The following is a 21527-nucleotide window of genomic DNA, read 5'->3' as shown; positions in this document are numbered from 1 at the left end:
GTTGGTGACGGAGTGGAGCTTGGGTTGGGGCGGCTAATCTGCGTGCGGGTGAGCTTGAATCGGCTGGCTGCGAATCGGATACAGATGGCCGGGTCAGTTCGGACCCGCACAACGCTCGCGCGCTTGGACGGCCGTGACCACCGCCCAAGCGCGCAGCTGTATTACTTCAGGTGTGCGGAACCTGCGACCGAGCGGTCGAGTCGGCGGTTCGCCAGGGCGAGCACGCCACCTGCGAGCAGCAGCACACCAGAGGCAACGCCCAGCGGTGCGAACGACTCGGCACCGGTTTCGGCCAGCGAGTTCTTGCCGCCCTTGCCGTTACCGTTCGCACCTGCCGCCGCAGTGCCGTTCGCTGCGGTGGCGTCGTTGCAAGCAACATCTCCGCCGAGCGAAGCGCTGACCGTGACCGGGTCAAGCTCGGTGCCAGCTTCGTAGAAGCCTGCGAATGCGGCAGCACCGTCAGCCGTCAGCGTGGTCGTTGCACTGTCGATATTGAGGTTGCCGTCGGCGGTGTTGATGGCAGCAAACGAAAGGTCAGCAAAACGCACATTGGCCTCGTTGAACTTCTTGCCTTCCATGTTGGAGTAGTTCACGTCAGCAACGAGTGCACCGGTGGTCGCGCTTTCGATCGCGATGCGAACGTTCGAGATCTGGAAGTCGAGGACACCTTCGTGTCCGGTGAAGTGCACGACGCCGGGGTACGCGATTTCGCCGCGCATTGCTTCGGTGTTGATTTCACCCGAGCCTTCGCCCCAGGTGAAGCCACGGGCAGTTTCGCCAGCGCCACCGCTGAGCTCCCACTTGCCCTTAGCAATTCCGCCCGAAATGTAGTTGCGGAATGACGTGCGTACGCCCCATTCGAGCGAACCGGTTGCCGAGCGTGCGGTGCACGTTTCGACTGCTGGCTTGGCGTCGGCCGCGGCGGGCGCCTGTGCCGATTCGAGTTCAGCGTCTTCGGCAGGTGCAGCCGGCTTGGCGGGCGCATTGGATGCGGCGGGTGCAGCAGGGGCGGCAGGTGCCGGCTTCGCGGGTGCCGGTTCGGCAGGTGCCGGCTTTGCTGGTTCAACTGTATCGGCCGGTGCTGGTGCTGCTGGTGCGCCAGGTTCAGCAGGGGCTTCAGATTCGGTTGGTTCCGATGGAGCTGTGTCGGCAGCCACGGGCAGCGTCATCGAGAATGCGTCGACTGCCTGGCCAACTCGGTACTGGCTACCCAGAGTGGTGACTGCAGCCTGTGCCAGTGCCGTGTCGGCATGCACGTTATCGCCGTCCCAGGTGACGTTCGAGAGTGTGGCGAATTCAACGCCGTCGGCGTCGATAACCAAGTTTCCGCGCGCATCGTTCGACATCGCATCGAGGTACAGCGTGCCTGCACCGTTACCGTCGAGCACAACGCGCAGGTTCTCGAGCTTGGTGTCGAGGATGCCGTGGTGTCCGGTGAAGTGCACCATGCCGGCGAACTGCACGTCCGCGGTCTTCGCAGCGGTGTCTACCGCGCCGGTGCCTTCAGTCCAAGTGAATGGCGCAGGTGACTGGCTCACGTTGCCCAAGGTTTCGATTGCACCGTCAGCGATTGGGCCAGTGATGTAGTTGCGGAACGACTCCTTCACGCCCCACACTGCGCTTGCGCTCGAGGTTTCTGCCGCACCGGCAGACTCAGCAGCGCCAGCAGAAGTGTTGCCCTGCAGTGCGCCGAAACCAACGAGGCCAGCAGTAGCCAGCGCCGAGGCTGCAGCCACCGCACCAATGCGCCTCAATCGGGTAATGCCAATCATGATGTCCTTTCGAGATGGATGGTCGCGGCAGTGTCGTGTGTCGAAGACCCACGACACAACCAAGTAAATTAGGTAAGGCTTACCTAAGCAGAAACATAGCCCGATCACAAAAGTTAGGCAAGCCTTACCTAACATGTATGCTTAGGGTCATCGATTGGAGGCCAAGTGACCATTACCGAAACTGCAACCGCAACCCCATTGGCAACTCGGCTGCGCGAAGAAACGAGCGCCGCACACGAAAATGCCGAACGCGCGGACTTTCTCGAAGCATTACTCGGCGGCAACCTCTCGCTGAACGCGTGGTTCGGGCTGCTCGAGCAGTACCAGTACATTTACGGCGCACTCGAAGCTGCAGTCGCCGCCGCACCAGAAAACCCCGCCATGGTTGAGCTGTTTGATCTTCGGCTCGATCGCAGCAGCACCATTGCCGCTGATCTGCACGCGCTTGAAATGGCCCACCACGTAACCAGCATCGGGCCGCAGCCATCAACGCTTGCCTACGTGGAACGCATCCGGAGCTGCCGATTCGACGAATATCGAATCCTTGCGCATCACTACACGCGTTACCTTGGCGACCTCTCTGGTGGTCAGGTCATGCGCACACTCTTGACCCGGCATTACGGACTCACCAGCGAGGAATCCACGTTCTTCGCGTTCGATATTGGAGCGCTGCCGCCATACAAGAAGCGCTACCGGGAATGCATGAATGCGCTGCCGCTGACGCGCGCTGAAGCGGACCGAGTCGTCGATGAGGCCAACATCAGCTTCACCTACAATCAGCAGATCTTCGCCGAGCTCGCCGAGATTTACACACCGGCAACCGCCGCGTGAACTGAACCACGCGCATCCGGTCGCACGGCAAACAATGTCCGTGCCCGACCGAGCGCGTACTCATTGTTCGTTTGGTCGACGAACATTCGGCACGGTGCGATCCCCCTCAATGTCGCACCTGCCACCCTCCTAAGAGCAGCAAGAGCCGCGTGGAACACCACGCGGCTCTTGTGTTTGACACCGAGCAAGCAATTGCTCGCACGGCCAGCAAACTAGTCGAGTACGACCGACTGGGCGCCCTTGCGGCTCGTGAGCACCTGGTCGATCAGACCGTATTCGAGAGCTTCCTGCGCCGAGAGAATCTTGTCGCGCTCGATGTCTTCCGAGATCTGTGCCTGGTCGCGACCGCTGTGCTTAGCGAGGGCTTCTTCAAGCCATTCGCGCATGCGCAGCACCTCACGCGCCTGAATTTCGATGTCCGAAGCCTGGCCCTGGCCACCGCCGCTGGATGCGGGCTGGTGGATGAGTACGCGCGCGTTCGGGAGTGCCAAGCGCTTGCCAGGCTGGCCTGCAGCCAGCAGCACCGAGGCTGCCGAAGCGGCCTGACCGAGGCAAACGGTCTGAACTTCTGGGCGAATGTACTGCATGGTGTCGTAGATCGCCGTCATCGCAGTGAACGAACCACCCGGCGAGTTGATGTACATGGTGATGTCGCGGTCTGGGTCTTGCGACTCGAGTACGAGCAACTGCGCCATAACGTCGTCAGCCGAAGCGTCGTCGATCTGCACGCCGAGGAAGACGATGCGGTCTTCGAACAGCTTGGCGTAGGGGTCCTGGCGCTTGAAACCGTACGCGGTGCGCTCTTCGAAGCTCGGCAGAATGTAGCGCGACTGTGGCATGGATGCACCGTGGGTGCCGTAGTTAGGCAAGTTCAGCATGTTGTTGCGTCCTTCAGAATTCGTTGTCGCGGTGACTTAGTTGTCGTCCGACTTTGCGGCTTCGGTTGGGTCGTTCGAGATGCGACGGTCAGTTCCGCCGCCACCAACGACCGAGGTGGCCGATTCGGAGATGTGGTCAACAAAGCCGTACTCGAGGGCTTCTTCGGCCGTGAACCACTTATCACGGTCACCATCGGCGTGAACCTGTTCAACGGTCTTGCCGGTGCGCGAAGCAGTGATTTCTGCCAGTCGCTGTTTCATGTCGAGGATGAGCTGAGCCTGACGCTGGATGTCAGACGACGTACCGCCAAAGCCACCGAGCGGCTGGTGCAGCAGCACGCGCGTGTTTGGCGTGATGTACCGCTTACCCGGGGCACCCGAGGTGAGCAGCAGCTGCCCCATCGATGCGGCCATGCCGATACCTACGGTGACCACGTCGTTCGGGATGAGCTGCATGGTGTCGTAGATCGCCATACCTGCCGTGACCGAGCCACCGGGCGAGTTGATGTACAAGTAGATGTCGCGCTCGGGGTCTTCTGCCGAGAGCAGCAGCATCTTCGCGCAAATCTCGTTCGAGTTATCATCGCGAACGTCTTCGCCAAGCCAGATGATGCGGTCCTTCAACAGGCGGTCAAAGACGCTGTTCGGCATTTGCTGTTCAGCCACGAGTGTGCTCCTTCTAACGGGTTCTCTTGACGAAACTAGTCGACGACGGCCGCGAATCCGGTGTCTGTTCGCCCTTGGCGTGAGGATGCCGACGAGAACGCACGAGGGCCGCACCGATACGGATGCGGTGCATCCGATTGGTACGACCCTCGCGGTGCCGTCAAGCGAGCAATTGCGCGCCTAACGGGCGGCCATGCTACTCAGCGTCGTCAGCCTTCTTGGCTGCGGTCTTCTTGGCTGGTGCCTTCTTGGCAGCAGGCTTCTTCTCGGCCTCAGCGTCGTCAGCCTTCTTTGCCGCGGCCTTCTTCGCCGGAGCCTTCTTGGCTGGTGCCTTCTTGGCAGCAGGCTTCTTCTCGGCAGGTGCCTCAGCTTCGTCAGCTGCGTCTTCTGCCTTGTCAGCTTCAGCCTGTGCTTCACGTGCCTGGCGAACTACTGCGGTGAATTCCGAGAGGTCAACAGCCTTGCCGTTGGTGTCGGTAACCGTAGCGTCTTCGAGAACGTAGAGGATTGCCTTCGAACGAGCAACCTCACCGATGACCTGTGGCAGGCCGTTGTTCTGCTGCAGCATTTCGATGTACTGCTGCGGAGCAATGCCGTACTGCGACGCCTGCTGGAACAGGAATTCGGTGAACTCATTTTGCTCGACCTGAACCTGCTCAGCCTTGATGATCTCGTCAAGGATGACCTGCTGACGGAACGACTTGCGCGATTCTTCACGAACCTCTTCGGCGTGTGGGTCGTCGCCAGTCTTACCTTCGCCCTCCAGGTGGCGGGCAACTTCGTCTTCGATGAGCTGCTCAGGAACCGGAACTTCGGTGTTCTCGAGCAGTGCGTCGATTGCCTTGCCGCGGGCTTCGTCAACCTGGCCGAAAGTCTTCTTCTTGGCAGCCTGGTTGCGCAGGTCTTCGCGGAGTTCTTCAACGGTGTCGAACTCGCTCGCGAGCTGAGCGAACTCGTCGTCAACCTCAGGGAGTTCGCGTTCCTTGACCGAAACAACCTTGACGGTGATCTCGGCTTCTTCACCGGCACGCTCGCCACCGAGCAGCGTCGAGGTGAAGGTGGTCTCTTCGTCAGCGGTCAGCGTGAGCAGTGCCTCGTCGGTGCCGTCGAGCAGTTCGCCCGAACCAACTTCGTGCGAGATGCCATTCGCTTCGTCAACGATGTCGTCGCCAATCTTGGCAACGAGGTCGATGGTGGCGAAGTCGCCGTTTTCGATCGGACGCTCAACCGTCTTGAGGGTGCCGAAGCGCTTGCGCAGGGTTTCGAGCTCGGCCTCGACGTCGGCGTCGGTAACCTCAGCAGCTTCAACCTCGATCTTGAGGCCCTTGTAGTCGCCGAGTTCGATTTCGGGACGAACGTCAACGTCAACGGTGACAACGAGGTCGCCCGAGAGGTCCATGACGTCAGGGGTCTGGGTAACGTCTGCTTCTGGACGTCCGAGCGGGGTCAGGCCCGACTCGGCGAGGCCCTGCTGGTACCAGGTGTCAAGACCGTCGTTGATGGCTTGGTCGATCACAACTTCACGACCAACACGGGCGTCGATGAGCTGCGAAGGGACGTTGCCCTTGCGGAAACCTGGAATCTGAATCTGGTTCGCGATCGTGCGGTACGCACGGTCCATGAACGGCTTGAAGTCTTCCGGGGTCACGTTGATAGTGAGCTTGGCGTGGGTCGGGTTGACCTTGTCGACCGTGGTCTTCACGTTCGGTATCTCCTGAGTGTCGGTTCGCTGCTTGCTCAGCAGCCGTTAGCAAACGCTGGCGTATTTGACGCGCAAACAGAGCAATACTACTTGTCTTGCCCCAAAGCGCCCTAATGTTGTCTGTTTTCGGTATGGATGCATCCGGTTCTGTCGCGACGATCGCCGCGTCTTGCGCGTGCCCGCGTTACGTGCCGAAGTGCATCCGGTTGGAAATCGCGGTGATGCCGTAGAACGACGTTCGGGGCGACCGAAGCCGCCCCGAACGGGTGCATGGTGGCGACGGAACCCGCCGCATCCGCCATTGCTACTTGGTCAGACCGTCGACATACTCCTGGTTTTCAGCAATCCAGTCCTTGACGACCGGAGCGTAGTCTTCGCTCTCGTTCTCGTTGAACATCACGTTCTCGAGCGAGTACAGCGTCTCGGAATCCATCTTGAAGCCCTTGAGCCAGCCAGCGAGCTGCGGGTGGGTGGTCTCGAAGTCACCAGCTGCGTACGAGTGGATCGACTCAGCGCCGCCGAGCGCACCCTTCGGGTCCTCGAGGTCCTTAATCGGGAATTCGTCGTAGGCCCAGTGCGGACGCCACAGCGTCACGACAACGTTCTCGCCGGCCTTCGTCTTGGCCTTGAGCTCCGTCAGCATTGCTGGGGTACTCGAGATCGCGTATTCCATCTTGTCGAGACCGTACTGCGGGATGACTTCTTCTTCGGTCACCTTCGTCAGACCAGCACCGGCTTCGATGCCGTAAATCTTGTTGCCGAACTTGTCGGCGTTCGCAGCGAGTTCTTCGAGCGAGTCGATCGGCGCATCCTCGTTCACGGCAATGGTGAGCTTGGCTTCGTCGTTCCACGCACCGAGGTCGATGATCTTGTCGCCGTACTTCTCAATGTACGAAGCGTGGGTGATCGGCAGCCAGGTGTCGAGCACGACGTCGTAGTCGCCGTTAGCGAGGCCGGTGTAGACGGCGGCTGGGTCAGCCTCGTGGAGGTTAACGGTGTAGCCCTTTTCTTCGAGCACGGTCTTCCAGAGGTGGCTTGCAGCGACACCTTCGTCCCAACCTGCAAACACCGCAACGTCTACGACCTTTTCGTCGCCGTTGTCGAGCTTCTCGCTGCTTTCACCGACGGTGCAACCGGTGAGTGCCAGTGCTGCAACTGCTGCCGCAGCAAGTGATTTCAACCAAGGGAATTTCATGTTCATCTCGTTTCGTATCGCAATGAGTAAGTGAGTAATTGAGTACGCAACACGTGCGCATTAGGGGATGAGCTTGATTTGAGCGGATGCGCGTGGCGCCTACGGCTGGGCTTGCTCAGCCTTCGCGACCTCGTCGGCGACCGGCGTAGCTGATTTGTCTTCGGTGCTATCAGCAGCCACAACGGTGCGGCGTCGACGCTGGCGCGTTGAGGCGAAAGAACCCGACAGCCGGTCGAGCAGCATCGCGAGAATAACGACAGCAATACCAGCTTCGAATCCGCGCGCGACATCACCGTTACCGAGGGCAAGGTAGACCTCGCGACCGAGTCCCTCGGCGCCGACCATACCGGCGATAACGACCATCGAAAGCGCGAGCATGATGACCTGGTTAACGCCCGCCATGATCGATGGCATTGCCAGTGGCAGTTCAACCTGGCGGAGCGTTCGGCGCGGAGTCGCACCGAACGCGCGGGACGCTTCCACCACTTCCTTGTCGACACCGTGAATACCAAGCGTTGTCATACGTACACCCGGCGGCATCGAGAAGATCACGGTCGCCACGATGCCCGGCACGGTACCGACGCTGAAGAAAATGATCGCCGGGATCAGGTACACCATGGCCGGCATTGTCTGGAAGAAATCCATGATCGGGCGGATGATTGCCGCGGCAGTTGGCGATTTTGCCGCCCAGATACCGAGCGGAATCGCCATCACGAGCGCGATGAGGCTTGCAACTAGCACCAACGAAAGCGACTTCATGGCGTCGTCCCATTGGTCCAGCGCGATGATCAGTGTCAGTCCGACAGCAGCGCCCAGTGCGAACTTCCAGCCGGAAACCAACTTGCCGTTAGCACGACCGCGCACGACGAAGCAGCACAGCACGATCAGCAGGGCCGTCGCCCAGTTCGGCAGCGCGGTGAACGCAATGACCAGCCACTCGTAGAGTTGCTCTAGGCCCAGGCTGACAAGCTTCAGCACCGAGTTGAGCGAGGACTTAATGACGTCAACGCCTTCTTCGATCCATTGGCCCAGTGGCAAACGAAATTCGAGATCCATTACTGCGCACCGCCTTCCGTAGTCGTTGCCGGAACCCCGGTCGTGGCACCGTGCTCATTAATGACCACCGCATCGACGACGGGGATCTGCGGGTCGTGCTCGCCCGCATCCTCGGGCACATCAATGGCGCCGGTGGTCGTGGTCATCGAGCTCAAGAGCGCAACGCGTGGCACCACGCCCAAGATGCGGCGGTTCTCGTCGACCACGGGCAGCGGCAGGCTCGAATCCACAGCGGGTTCAAACAACTCGCTGAGGACGGTATCGGTGCTTACGGTTTCGATATCGCGGTCGATGATCTCGGCCAGCGAAACGTTGCCGTGTCGAGCAGCACGAGCAACCTGAATCTCTGTGACCGCGCCAACGAGACGGTTGCGGTCGGTGAGGAACACACCAGAGACCTGCATTTCGCGCATGATCTTGGCAACACCGTTAATGCCGACCGAGATTGGCGCGACCGCACGGGCAGGCTGCATGACAGCGGATGCGGTGAGCACGCGAGAGCGGTCAACGTCTTGCACGAACTGCTCGACGTAGTCATCGGCCGGGTTCGTGAGGATGTCTTCTGGCGTGCCGATCTGGACGATGCGGCCGTCGCGCATTACCGCGATTCGATCGCCGAGGAACATCGCTTCGTTGAGGTCGTGAGTAATAAAGACGATGGTCTTGCCGAGGCTGCTCTGGAGTTCGACGAGTTCCTCTTGCATCTCGCGACGGATGAGCGGGTCCAGCGCACTGAACGCTTCGTCCATGAGCAGCACATCAGTTTCGGCACAGAGGGCGCGAGCGATACCCACGCGCTGCTGCATACCGCCGGAAAGCTCGTCAGGGTACGCATTTGCCCACTCGGCAAGCCCCACCGTCTGCAGAATTTCATAAGCAAGCTTCTCGCGCTTCTCGCGCGCGACCTCTTGCACTTCGAGGCCGTAGGCAACGTTCTCGAGCACAGTGCGATGTGGGAAGAGTGCGAAGTGCTGGAAGACCATCGAAATGTTGTTGCGACGGATAGCGCGCAGAGTGGCTGGACTCGCATCCACGAGTTCTTCATCGCCGATTTTGATCGAGCCAGCGGTCGGCTCGTTCAGCCCATTCAAGGTACGAATCAGCGTGGATTTACCCGAACCCGAGAGTCCCATGACGACGAAAATTTCGCCCTTTTCGACCTCGAATGACGCATCGATCACTGCTGCCGTCGTCGCGGGCAGCAGTTCATCACGCGTAGCTCCGCGCTTGAGACGTTCCACGGCCTCGCGGGGATGCTTGCCAAACACCTTGTAGAGATGTTTGACGGAGATGGCAATGTTTGGCACGAACGCTCCTTTTGGGGTCGTTTGCCGCGCACGGTCTTTTCGCACACGAAGGTGAGTGATCACCAGCAATCCTGGGATCGCGCACACATGCGGCCGCAATCGTTCGCAGCCGCGGGCACAATCACCGTTGCGCAACATCCAGTCACACAACGCGCCAAGGAACCCGGTTTCCCGCTCCTCAAAGCGCCAAATTGCTTAACTAGCGTAATTGCCATAGGTGTCGAGTTACCGAGAAAACAGCCCCTGATCGAGCCTTTTCCGTTGAAAATTAGGGTCGTTCATTAGCGCGACTCCCCCGTGGACATGCGGATCCATCGGGAAAATCCCAGACGTTACCAACCTGTTATCCAGGGGTGTGATCTATGCACTGTTTTCGTACATTCTTGGGACCGACGGGAGCTATTCGCATCTAGTCGGGACGCGTCCCTTCACGCGCTCCACTCGATGCAGAAACACAAGCACGTCACGCAACAAGAGCAGGCATCGATCCGAGACTCCACGCGCGAAAGGGGCCCTACTGTAGCACCGCGATAAACGAAACAGACCCCACCAAGAGGCGGGGCCTGTTTCGTCTAGTCGGGACGCGTCCCTTCGGCGCGCTCGCCTCACTGCACGTTATCGACGCAAGTCACGTAAACCTACAAGCAGTGACCCGAGACTCTCCGCACCGAAGGGGCCCTACTGTAGCCCCGCGATAAACGAAACAGACCCCACCAAGAGGTGGGGCCTGTTTCGTCTAGTCGGGACGCTTCCCACTGGCGCGCTCCACTCGATGCAGAAATACACGCACGTCACGAAACAAGAACAGCATCGAGCGGAGCCACTCCGCGCCAGCGGGGCCCTACTGTAGTCCCGCGATAAACGAAACAGACCCCACCAAGAGGTGGGGCCTGTTTCGTCTAGTCGGGACGACAGGATTTGAACCTGCGACATCCTGCTCCCAAAGCAGGCGCGCTACCAAACTGCGCCACGTCCCGTTGGTACTTGCGTACCGACCGCCGCATTTACGCGACTGCCCTAGCTTACACGGAAAATCGAAGTACGTTGCACCAAACACAAAAATCGCACGACTAATCCAACTGAACCGACCGCATCCACCCGCATCTAAGCAGACGCGCAGACTGCAAAATCGGCCTAAAGTTCCCAAACACACAATCGCTGAGGCCGACTTTGCACGCTATCAACGCTTAGAACCGTGCAATCTAGGCCACAACTTCATCGAGAGCGGCGGCGGCGACAGCCGCGCCAGGGTTCACAAGGCAACCAAAAGAGGCGCCTACTGAGTAGACGCCTCTTAAATGGAGGGGATGACGGGAATCGAACCCCGCAGGTCGAAACAGCGAAGCACCGCTTCGCAGACCTGCGGCGGCGACAGCCGCACCAGGGTTCAAAGGCAACCAAAAGAGGCGCCTACCGAGTAGACGCCTCTTAGATGGAGGGGATGACGGGAATCGAACCCGCGTGACCAGTTTGGAAGACTGGGGCTCTACCATTGAGCTACATCCCCGCGCTTGCATCAGCAAGACTACGCAAGTCTAGCCTAATTTTTTCTGCTTCGCTGCTTTGCCGCCGCTATAGGCCCCATCCGCCCAAAGTTGGCTTTTGGTTGCAGTTGTGGATAAGTCGCCTTCGCGCCGCTGCCTCCCTCCTATGCTCATGGAACATCACCACATTCGAGGGAGACGAAGATGAGCGACGTTCACAGCGGCCAATCGCCGGTATTCCCCACGTCCGCCAATCAGCTGCGCGATACGTCGCTGTGTCCCCTGTGCTTTGTGCCGAGTCACGGTGCGGTTCGATGTGCAAACTGTGACCTTGCGCTCGACGATCCGGCACTTGCGACGATTTACAACGCTTCGTTGCAGGCCGCATCCGCGATTGAAGATCGCTCGGTGGGGTTGTCGGAGTTGTGGCAGTCCCAGCAGGCAGAAGCCCGCGCTGCCGAGGCCGCCCGCGCCGAACGACTGGTCAACGAAGAAGTCGAGGCTGCCAAGCATTCATCGACTGAGGCTCCACAACTCACACCAGAGTTCACTGGCGCAGCACCCGTTCCGGTTACAACTGACCAGTCCTTGTTCGGGCAGCCGGCACCGCTCCCCCAGGCACAGCCTTTTCCTGGCGTTCCCCTTCCTCCGCCTGCTCCTGCTCAGGTTCAACAACCAGTACCGCCGCAAGAGCAACTATCGACACCGTCGAAACCTCGTCGTTCCAGCGTCCAGCTCACCCTGCTCGGTACCGGTATCGCGTTCCTGGCGATTGCCGCCGCCGTGTTCCTCACGGTTGCCTTCATCATGTTCAGCCTCGAGGTCAAGGCACTCATCATCGCTGGTGTTACTGCTGGCGTGATTTTGCTCGCCAGCTACCTGCGCAAGCGCAAGCTTGGAGCCACGGCCGAGGGTATCGCCGTGCTCGGCATCGCTTTCTTAGGCCTGGATGCGTGGGCGTGCCACGCCCTGAATTTATTCGGGTTGAACGGTGTACCAACGGTGCTCTATTGGGGTGTGGGCACACTTTCGCTCGCCGCATTCTGCATCTTCTGGAGCCGACTCTCGAAACTCCGCGCTCCCACCTTGGTTGCGGCGGCCGCAATTCCGCCCGGGCTAACGCTGCTGATGGCTGGTTTAGTGCCTGCCAGCGCGCTGACTTCGTCGCTCACCGGGGTCGCCTGTGCCGCAGGCGCGATGAGCCTCCTTGCCGCGAACCGACTCTGGCGTAAACCACGGTCAGCGAGCAACCCGTCTACCGACCAAGTCGAGCCGTCTGCAGGCGCGCATCCTGCCGCGAACGGTGTCGACCGAGAACCTGCGTTACTCACCGTCCTCGCCTCGCAAGTGTTGGCCGGTGTCGGCGCCGTACTACTCATGCAGCAGCTCGTCGTGGGCTGGTCGCCAGATGCTTCATCGCGAGCGGCACTAACCGGACTCAAGGTACTTGCAAGTGTCGTGCTCGTCGCCGCCGGCGCTGCGTTGATGTCGAGTGGTCGCATCATCGACCGCGCCATGCAGGTACCGAGGTTGTTTACCCCGCATCAGTGGAGCTGGCTGCGTACGAGTGGCTGGATTCTCGGGGCGTTCATGTGGTCGCGAGCAAGCCTCATCCTGACCGCATTCCTCTTGCCAAAGGCGAAATCGAACCTGTTCGATGGCCTCATTACGAGCGTGATTCTGACGTCGCTCGGTTTCGCATTCCCGCTGTTCCTGCTGGTGACCTACACGTGGAGTCGGTCACTACGCGCACCGACGGTCCCGCTGTTGCCACCATCTCAACCTGTCGTTCCCCAACCGATGGTGACTGTCTCGTCGCTGCCCGGCAGCACCGGTTTAGCCCCGCAGGTCTATGCCGCACCCTCGATGATGTCGGGTATCGGACCGCACGCTTCGCCGAGGCGTCTCGTGCCGCTGCGCGCCGAAGTGGCGTGGCTGGTGCTTGGACTCGCCGTGTCGATCGTACCAGCCCTCTGGTTCTCAGTCTTGGAAGCCGTGCAACGATTCGCGTCACCGTTCGAGGGTATGCCTGACGCAGAGATGTACGACTGGAATTCAAATCTCGTCGCGTTCGTGTCGACAGCTGTGCTCGTTATTGGCGGTTGCTTGGTTTGGCTGCGGTATTCGCTGCGTGATGCGAACCTTCCACAGCCGGGATATCGATGCCGCCTCGAACGCGCGGTAGCTCCTTGGCAGCTCGCGCTTGCGTTCCTGGTGCCGCTTGCCGCGCTCATGTTCCCTTTCGGCCCTTCAATTGCGGTGTCCGTGAGCATTTGGGCGTTGAGCGCTACTTACCTCTTGCTCGCACGAGTTGGCCGGTTCCCATTGCCGGTCGCAGCAACCGGATTCACGGTCTCGACGCTGGTCTTTGCCGCGCATATTGGTGCGTTCACATTGCCCGCAAGCGCAGTGCTGCTGGCCGCGGCGGCAGTCTGTCTTACCGCACGCCACATCCGCACCGAGACACCGCACCGAAATTTTGCGGTGGCGGCTGGACTCGCTGTTATTTCCGCGGCATTTATCGGCAACGTTAACAACACGCTGTACCCCCACAGCACTGCTGTGGATGCGGGTACGGCCCCGATGTTCCAGTGGGTCGTGCTGGTCACAATCGTGGCGCCGCTGGCGTTCGCGCTGAGTGCGTTCATCCATATCCCGAAGCTGCACGATTCGGTTGCCGGGCTCTGGTGCGCCGCGACCGGCATCGCGCTCACCCTGATCGGTGTGGTGCGGGTCTACCTTTCGCGCAGCCATTTCACCGATTTCACCAAGTTCGTGCTCAGCGCGGTCGCGGTGATTGCCATCGTTGCGGTGGCGGTGCTCGTGATCCGCCGCACGCGGAATCCGGAAACTCGCAGCATGAGCATTGGCACGGCAAGAGTGCTCAATCTGGCATTGGTACCAACATCGCCGTTGCTAGCGCTGCCGTTCGTCACCGATGAGCGATCCTGCTGGTTCGCGCTGGCACTGACCCCGCTCGCCGGTGCCTTTGGGCTGGCCGCGGAACGATTCGCCGTCGTTCGTGAACGAACCGCTCAGGCGTTCGTTACCCCACCAACCGAAATCGCGCTGGCAGTTCTCGGCATCTACGGTGCCAGCAACCTCGTCATCGTACTGAATCTGACAAATTTTCCGGGCGCCGGTGAAATCTGGATGGCCGTGGTTGGCTGCACTGCAGCGGTGCTGCTGTGTCTGGCTCCCGGATTTGGCGCCCTCTCCCCTCGCCACCCGGTCCATGCCGCATCGCCTTGGGCGGCTGGCGCGATCTTCGCCGTACTGAGCGGTGCGGTGGTAGAAGCAACCGTGCCATCACCCATGGTGATTGCCATTCTGGGCGGATGCATTCTGGTACTCGTCATCGCCGCTGTTACGCAGTTCGCGCATCCCGTTCGTCGACGTCGATTCGTGCATGTGACCACCGGCAGCGTCGTGTTGGCGACGGTCGTCACCATGTCGGCATTGCTAATTGACCGAGAACAATGGGTTCCCGGCCCACTCGTAGCGATCGCCGTTGGCATTGCGGTCCTCGTAGCCGTCGCTTGGGTTTGCCGCGCCGACTACACCCGCCTCACGCGCGTCATCACTACGCTCGTTGTCGCACCGATGACCGCATTTGCCGCGATTGTTGCGCACCAAACGACCTGGCTGTCCGTGAAATCCGACGTCGTATCGATTATTGGTGCGGGCGGCCTGGGCGAGACTGTCCACCAATTGTTTGGATTCCTTGTTGTCGCGGTCCTGCTCGCTGGGCTCCTGTACGCGATTCTCAGCTGCGATCGCGCAACGCTGCTCGATACGACCAGCAATGACACATCTCCTCCAGCAGCACCTGCACAAACAAGCGGGCAACATCGAGCCCTGGCCGAAAACGCTGCGAGACTGCCACGCACCCCACTCGTTGCGGCCGTCATGCTGGTGTCAATTGGCACCATTGTGCTGACCTGGTTCGCGATCGTGCCCCAATCCGGATCTGTGCCGGGCTTCGATGGCATTCCGCCACTGTCGCTGTGGGGAATTGGCTACCTGGTTGGCTCGCTGATGCTCTCGCTCGCGATGCTCATCGCCATGCGAATTGCCTGGCCAATCGTCGCTGCAACCAAGCTCACGCTCCTCTATGTCTTGGCCATTGTTGCCATCAACGGTGTGGGCGGCTTCGCGCTGCCAGCAGTAACCGCATCCGATCTGCCGATGCGGATTATCGCGATGTGCATTGCCGCGATCGGCATTGCGCTGTGTCTCACACCTGGCGGCCAGCGCGGACTTCGCGACCTTCGCATCGGCGCCACCGCACCGTTCGTGACCGCGTTCTTACTCGCCGCACCGATTGCTTGGCCGTTGTGGAACGTGACCGTCACCGGCCTTGCCGGTGTTGGTATGGCCGCAGGACTTGCAGCACGACGACGCACCGTCAACCCGAATGTTGTGTTCTGGGGCAGCGCTGCAGCCACTTGCTACCCGACATATGCCGCGCTCGTGCACGAGTCTTCGGCCAATTGGCAGACTGCGGGTGGTGGCTTCGACACACCAATATCCCCGCTCGCTGTCGGGGTGTGCGCCAGCGGTCTCGCACTGATCATCGCCGCGTTCGCGATGCACCCCACGCTGTCTCGCTACGCGGCCGAAGCTGCGCCTGCATCGCCCGGCGCAGCATCCGCGGCACGCGTGCAGCCGCTGCAATTGCTCGTACCAATACTGCGAGCACTCGGCGCGATCTTGGCAATCGTCAGCTTCGCGAACATCGTGTTCACGCCGGGCACGCTCAACTCACAATTGCAGTCGATGCTGTGGGCCGCACTCATCGCCATCGCGCTGGTCGCACTCGCCCTCACTGTCACCTTCGATCGCTTCAACAGCCCGTACGAAGGCGCCGTCTACGCGGCCGCAGCACCGTGGCCAATTGTCGCCGTGCTCTTCGGCGCACCCGCGTTCGCTGGTGCCATGCCAGCAGTCTGGCCGGTTTCGTTCGCGTGGATTGCGGTTGTCGGGCTGGCGGTTGCCGGCGCAAACGCGACGCGCACCTCGCTACGCAGGCTCCGCATCCCGCTCTATGGTGCCGTCGTATCAACAACGCTCATCGCCGCAGTACTGCTACTCGCCGCTGCCGGCGATCCCGGAAACGACCCTGCCGATCTCACGCTGTACGTACCGGTGTTCCTTGCGGTGTTCGCTGCCGGATGGATGCTGTTGCGACGCATCCCAGCTGCCACGAGCTGGTCAACGCTCGGTGCCGGTTCGCTGCTGCTGGCGATAACCGTGCTCGCTGCCGAAGGCCTCGAATCGACCGCCATTCGCATCGCCGTTGCGACCGTACTTGTGGCCGCACTGCTCGTATTGGGATCTGTCGGGAAGCTCCAAGCACCGTTCCTCGTAGGAGCGATCGCCGCGGTCGTACACTTGGTTATCCTTTGGCGCACGTTCATCCCCGAACTCGCCGTTCCCTGGTGGGTGTGGCTGGCGCTCGCGGGCACCGCGCTGATCGTGATTGCCGCAACCTACGAGGCACGACTGCGCGACGCGAAACGCATCGCACACCACATCAAGAATCTGCGATAGGTCGCACGCAACCGGGCAGCCACGCAACCAATCGACACCACAACCGACCGATCAGGCTCGCACCATCAGCTACGTTTACCTACGCCGCTGTCGGCGCGACCTGGCAGCTTGGGCACCAATAGAGCTTGCGGTTCTGCATTTCTGTGAGCGCAATATTCGTGCCACAGGTGCGGCACGGTTCCCCGGCCCGGCCATAGACCCAGTGACGGTGACGAACATCGTTGAGCGCAAGTTGATAGTCAGCACCGGTCAAGCCGGGAATCGTCATCATGCGCCCAACCTCAACGCCAATGTTCAACAGATCAACCCAGTCGTGCCACAGCGAACGCAACACCGACTCGGGTACTTCATTGCCCGGAACAAACGGGTCAAGTCGCGCCCGATACAGCATTTCCGCACGATAAATATTGCCAATACCGGCAACTACCGATTGATCCATCAACAGTTGGCCGATCGGTGCACGGCGGCGCCGCACCGCAGCGACAAACTTCGCTTCACCCGCAGCCAAGTCACCCACGAGCGGGTCCGGACCCAATCGATCGAGCACCGCATCCACACCCGCTTCATCGAGCAACTCGCACACCGTCGGGCCGCGCAGATCAGCCAGCGTCGTTTCGGTCATCAACCGCAACCGCACCGCACCAACCGGCTCGGGCGGCCAAGCGTCGGCAACTACCGAAGCCCCGGCCGCATCCGTCTTTTCGGACTCGGCCATCCGCATCCGTGCCCGACGTGGCGCACCAATGGACGACATCGAGTCTTCAGCATCGGCATCGCGAGCGGTACCGTCCCAGACGCCACGGGCAGCGCGACCGTACTCACCCGTTTGCCCGAGCGTGGTGTAAATCTCACCAGCGAAGTCCCAGGCACCATAGATCCCCAGGTGCACGCGCAGCCACAGCCCGCCGTCAAACTCCGCAAACATTTGCTTGCCAACGGCGAAGCAGCGCAGCATGGTGCGCCCGGTCAGCTGCTCAGCGCCCTGCGCGAACCGCCCCTGCGGGCTGGATGCGTTACAAACCTGACCAACAAAGTTGGCCGTCATCTGCCGCGCAATTCGATGAACGGAATGCCCCTCGGGCAATTACGACTCCTGTGCCATGCCAACAACGGCCGGCACATCAGCGCCGTCCGCCGCGAGCACGGACTTACCCGCGATCGTGCCGGTGCGTTCGTACTCCCGCATCTGCGAGATACGGCGCACGTGACGCTCGTCGCCGGGGAACGGTTCGGCAATGAAGCAGTCAATCAGCGCGATGGCCTCGGCGAGCTCGTGCTGACGCGCACCAATGGCGATGACGTTCGCATTGTTGTGTTCGCGAGCAAGCTTCGCAGTCGCTTCGTTCCAGGCGAGCGCGGCGCGCACACCGGCAACCTTGTTGGCGGCGATCTGTTCGCCGTTGCCGGAGCCGCCGAACACGACACCGAGCGATTGCACGCCCTGCGCCCAGTCGTTCGCCACGGCCTGCGCTGCGTTAATGCAGAACGATGGGTAGTCGTCTACCGCGTCGTACTCGACCGGACCGTGGTCGTGAACTTCGTGTCCCTGGTCGCGCAGGTGCTGCTGCAGCTGCTGCGAGAATTCGAGGCCAGCGTGATCGGTTGCAATATGGATGCGCATTAGTTGAACTCCGGTCCGCGCGTTCGCGAGCGCTTGAGTTCGAAGAAGCCGTCATAACCGGCCGCGGCGACCACACCGTCAAAGAGCTGCAGTGCCATGTCACCCTTCGGCGCGGGCGAAATTACCGGACCGAAGAACGCGACACCGTTGACCGCAATGATCGGGGTACCCACGTCGTCACCAACCCGAGTGAGCGCTTCGTTGTGCGTTGCCATGAGGGCATCGTCAAATTCGCCGGCGGCGCGTGCTGCGAAGTCGGCCGAGATGCCTGCTTCGTCGAGCGCTTCGGTGACCAGTGCGTCGTCAGTGCGGCCCTGGTGGTGGATGCGTTCACCAAGCGCGTCGTAGAACGCCTTGACGGTTTCGTTGCCCAGCTCAGCAGCGGCGCCAGCGGCGATCTTGCACAGCGGCAGCGTACGGCGGTGCGCATCGGAGTGCGGCCCGTTTTCGCGGCCTTCGTTAAGAATTGCCAGCGACATGGGCTTCCACGTCACCTGGATCTGCGGGCGCAGGCGCTGCACTTCGCTCATCCAGCGCGAGGTCATCCATGCCCAAGGGCATGCGGGGTCGAACCAAAACTCTACGGTTGCTGCATCGTTTGCCGTCATAGCCAACAGGATACGCGGGCGTCCCGCGAAGCCACCAGGCCGCGCCCATTAAGCTATGCACGTTGAACATGGCGTAAACCCACGCCAACGCCCGGTGCTCGACAATCAGCTAGCGCATCCGTGCCACAAGCACTTCGCCACCGCTGCCCGTCCCGCGCCCCATCAAACGAAAGGATGCGCATTGCCAGGACTCAACCTCACTCGCATCGAAGCCGACGAACGTGCCGAGCTCGTTTCGGTCAAGCACTATGACATCGCGCTTGACCTGACGACTTCCGAGACGACCTTCCGTACCGTGACCCGCGTCACCTTTGACGCGCAGGCCGGCGCTTCGACCTTCATCGACGCAATCACCGACAAGGTCTACGCCGTAACTCTCAACGGCACCGAACTCGACCCAAACGAGGTCGCTGACGGTATCCGCATCCAGCTGCCAAATCTTGCCGAACACAACGAAGTCGTCATCGACGCCGACATGCGTTACATGAACACCGGCGAGGGCCTGCACCGCTTCGTTGACCCTGCTGACGGCGAGGTCTACCTCTACTCGCAGTTCGAGGTACCGGATGCCCGCCGCATGTACCCCTGCTTCGAGCAGCCAAACCTCAAGGCCACCTTTGCCTTCACCGTCACCGCGCCTGACCACTGGCAGGTTGTCTCGAACCAGCCGACCCCCGAAGCCGAGCCGCTCGGCGAGGGCAAGGCACGCTGGGCGTTCGAAGCAACGCCACGCATGTCAACCTACATCACCGCGCTGGTTGCCGGCCCGTACCAGGTTTGGCGCGACGAACTCACCTCGACCGATGGCCGCACCATTCCGCTGGGTGTCTTTGCGCGCGCATCGCTCGCCGAGTTCATGGACCCAGAGAACGTATTCACCACCACGAAGCAGGGCTTCGACTTCTTCGAGAACAGCTTCGGTGTGCCGTACCCGTTCGACAAGTACGACCAACTCTTCGTGCCCGAATACAACATGGGCGCCATGGAGAACGCGGGCTGTGTCACCTTCACCGAGTCGTACGTATTCCGTTCGCGCGTATCAGATGCGATTCGCGAACGTCGCGTGATCACCATCCTGCACGAGCTCGCCCACATGTGGTTCGGCGACCTCGTCACCATGAACTGGTGGAACGATCTCTGGCTCAACGAGTCGTTCGCCGAGTTCATCTCGACGCTCGCAACTGTTGAAGCAACCGAGTGGACGAACGACTGGGTTTCGTTCCTCGCTTCGGAGAAGACCTGGGCGTACCGCCAGGACCAGCTCCCTTCGACTCACCCGATCGTTGCCGAGATCCGTGACCTCGACGACGTGCAGGTGAACTTCGACGGCATCACCTACGCCAAGGGCGCATCGGTACTCAAGCAGCTGTTCTTCTGGGTGGGCCGCGAAGCCTTCTTCAAGGGCATCAACAGCTACTTCACCAAGCATGCTTGGGGCAACACCGTGCTCGACGACCTGCTCGTCGAGCTCGAAGCCGCCTCGGGCCGCGACCTCAAGGACTGGTCGAAGAAGTGGCTCGAGACTGCACAGGTCAACACCCTGCGTCCGCAGCTGGAAGTCGACGCTGAGGGCATCATCACCAAGTTCTCGGTGCTGCAGACGGCACCGGCCGAGTACCCGACCCTGCGCCCTCACCGCCTGGGCATCGGTATCTACTCGAAGAACGCTGACGGCAAGCTCGTGCAGTCGTTCAACGTCGAGGTCGACATCGACGGCGCCGAGACCGAGCTGCCGCAGCTCGTCGGCCAGCACCGCGGCGATCTGGTGCTCATCAACGACGGTGACCTCGCCTACGCCAAGATTCGTCTCGACGAGCAGTCGCTGCGGACCGCACTGTCGAGCGTCTCGGACATCGAGGACCCGCTGGCGCGCGCACTCGTGCTCGCCAGCCTGTGGGATGCAACTCGTGACGCCGAGATTCGCCCGCGCGAATACACGCGCCACGTGCTCGAGGACATCGCAACCGAAACCGAATCGACCACGCGTCGTCAGGTGCTGGGCCAGCTCGCCACCGCAGCGCGCCGCTTCACCACTGCTGAAGACCGCGATGAGGTCCTCGCCGTTGTTGCCGAAGACATGCTGCAGCTTTCGCAGCAGGCGGCAGCCGGTTCGGATGCGCAGTTCGCGTTCGTGCGTTCGTTCGCGGCATTCGCGTCCAGCGACGCGCACCTGGATGCGGTTCAGGCACTCCTCGATGGCTCGTTGCAGCTCGAGGGTCTGACGGTCGACACCGACCTCGGCTGGGAGCTGCTGCAGGCGCTCGTTGCTGGTGGTCGCGCCGGTGAGGCCGAGATCGCAGCGCGTCACGAAACCGACCGCACCGCCGACGGTAACCGTTCGGCTGCCCACGCTCGCGCGGCCATCCCGACCGCTGCGGGCAAGCGCGCCGCTTGGGACTCGACGTGGACGAACGACGGTGCCACCAACGACGTCGTGCGCGCCACGATCGCCGGTTTCTGGCACACCAACGACGACGCCCTCGTGGAACCGTTTGTTGACGAGTACTTCGACGGCATTCTCAACATCTGGAACTCACGCAGCTACCACATTGCCGAGTTCCTGATTGAGGGCTACTTCCCAACGCCACTGGCGTCGGACACCATCGTGTCGAAGGCCACCGCTTGGCTCGACGCCAACACCGACGCACCGGCGGCGCTGCGCCGCATGCTGCTCGAAGGCCTGGATGACGTCAAGCGCGCGCTCAAGGCACAGGAACGCGACGCACAGGACTAGTCGCTAGCGCACGGCAACCGCACCGTGCATCCCAATACCGGGCGGAGTTGGTAGTTGCCAGCTCCGCCCGGCATTGTTTTCCAACGAATTCACATGCACCAATGCCCCGGGCGGCTCACT

Annotated in this window: 13 protein-coding genes and 2 tRNA genes; 3 read left to right on the top strand and 12 right to left on the bottom strand. The window is 61.2% G+C overall.

The genetic code is table 11. The features are described from left to right. Positions 1-161: 161 nt before the first annotated feature. The gene (locus tag ZBI01S_RS03165; RefSeq protein ID WP_066056220.1) at positions 162-1772 is read right to left on the bottom strand and encodes an HtaA domain-containing protein; all 1611 of its coding nucleotides are present in this window, start codon (positions 1770-1772) and stop codon (positions 162-164) included. A gap of 165 nt (positions 1773-1937) precedes the next feature. On the opposite strand from ZBI01S_RS03165, the gene ZBI01S_RS03160 reads away from it, so the two are divergent. Further along, entirely contained in the window at positions 1938-2603 is a 666-nt protein-coding gene (locus tag ZBI01S_RS03160; RefSeq protein WP_066056217.1) for a biliverdin-producing heme oxygenase, read from the top strand. Between the two features lie 212 nt (positions 2604-2815). Here ZBI01S_RS03160 and ZBI01S_RS03155 read toward each other — a convergent pair whose 3' ends face one another. The 8 genes from ZBI01S_RS03155 to ZBI01S_RS03120 form a co-directional block, all read right to left on the bottom strand. Beyond that, positions 2816-3481: an ATP-dependent Clp protease proteolytic subunit gene (locus ZBI01S_RS03155; protein WP_066056214.1), complete on the bottom strand. Its 666-nt coding sequence runs from the start codon at positions 3479-3481 to the stop codon at positions 2816-2818. A gap of 36 nt (positions 3482-3517) precedes the next feature. Then, entirely contained in the window at positions 3518-4132 is a 615-nt protein-coding gene (locus ZBI01S_RS03150) for an ATP-dependent Clp protease proteolytic subunit (protein ID WP_110477032.1), read from the bottom strand. Between the two features lie 211 nt (positions 4133-4343). Next, on the bottom strand, positions 4344-5849 hold the full coding sequence (tig, locus tag ZBI01S_RS03145; RefSeq protein WP_066056206.1) for a trigger factor: 1506 nt from the start codon (positions 5847-5849) through the stop codon (positions 4344-4346). 304 nt (positions 5850-6153) lie between these two features. Then, entirely contained in the window at positions 6154-7044 is an 891-nt protein-coding gene (locus ZBI01S_RS03140; RefSeq protein ID WP_245610520.1) for a glycine betaine ABC transporter substrate-binding protein, read from the bottom strand. Between the two features lie 99 nt (positions 7045-7143). Then, entirely contained in the window at positions 7144-8100 is a 957-nt protein-coding gene (locus ZBI01S_RS03135) for an ABC transporter permease (RefSeq protein WP_066056200.1), read from the bottom strand. Next, positions 8100-9407: a quaternary amine ABC transporter ATP-binding protein gene (locus tag ZBI01S_RS03130; RefSeq protein ID WP_066056416.1), complete on the bottom strand. Its 1308-nt coding sequence runs from the start codon at positions 9405-9407 to the stop codon at positions 8100-8102. Before ZBI01S_RS03130 ends, ZBI01S_RS03135 begins: the two co-directional genes overlap by 1 nt. Before the next feature lie 903 nt (positions 9408-10310). Then, positions 10311-10384 (bottom strand) — tRNA-Pro (locus ZBI01S_RS03125). Between the two features lie 456 nt (positions 10385-10840). Then, positions 10841-10914: transfer RNA gene (locus tag ZBI01S_RS03120), tRNA-Gly, on the bottom strand. A 181-nt stretch (positions 10915-11095) separates the two neighbouring features. On the opposite strand from ZBI01S_RS03120, the gene ZBI01S_RS03115 reads away from it, so the two are divergent. Beyond that, the gene (locus ZBI01S_RS03115) at positions 11096-16444 is read left to right on the top strand and encodes an SCO7613 C-terminal domain-containing membrane protein (RefSeq protein ID WP_159421367.1); all 5349 of its coding nucleotides are present in this window, start codon (positions 11096-11098) and stop codon (positions 16442-16444) included. A gap of 79 nt (positions 16445-16523) precedes the next feature. Here ZBI01S_RS03115 and ZBI01S_RS03110 read toward each other — a convergent pair whose 3' ends face one another. The 3 genes from ZBI01S_RS03110 to ZBI01S_RS03100 are packed head-to-tail and all read right to left on the bottom strand — an operon-like array spanning position 16524 to position 18673. Beyond that, entirely contained in the window at positions 16524-17528 is a 1005-nt protein-coding gene (locus tag ZBI01S_RS03110) for an Fpg/Nei family DNA glycosylase (protein ID WP_066056195.1), read from the bottom strand. Beyond that, positions 17529-18065, bottom strand: coding sequence for a ribose-5-phosphate isomerase (locus ZBI01S_RS03105; protein ID WP_066056192.1), 537 nt, complete (start codon positions 18063-18065; stop codon positions 17529-17531). Further along, positions 18065-18673, bottom strand: coding sequence for a mycothiol-dependent nitroreductase Rv2466c family protein (locus ZBI01S_RS03100; protein ID WP_066056189.1), 609 nt, complete (start codon positions 18671-18673; stop codon positions 18065-18067). The genes ZBI01S_RS03105 and ZBI01S_RS03100 overlap by 1 nt, the downstream gene beginning before the upstream one ends. A gap of 181 nt (positions 18674-18854) precedes the next feature. Between ZBI01S_RS03100 and pepN the strand changes: the two genes are divergently transcribed. Continuing rightward, positions 18855-21407, top strand: coding sequence for an aminopeptidase N (gene pepN / locus ZBI01S_RS03095; protein ID WP_066056187.1), 2553 nt, complete (start codon positions 18855-18857; stop codon positions 21405-21407). The last annotated feature ends 120 nt before the right edge of the window (positions 21408-21527 follow it).

It is taken from the genome of [Zimmermannella] bifida NBRC 103089 (assembly GCF_001570925.1).
In the GTDB taxonomy this organism is placed as follows: Bacteria; Actinomycetota; Actinomycetes; order Actinomycetales; family Microbacteriaceae; genus Gulosibacter; species Gulosibacter bifidus.
Note: the sequence above shows the minus strand (reverse complement) of the source record. Positions and strands in the feature narration are given on the sequence as shown.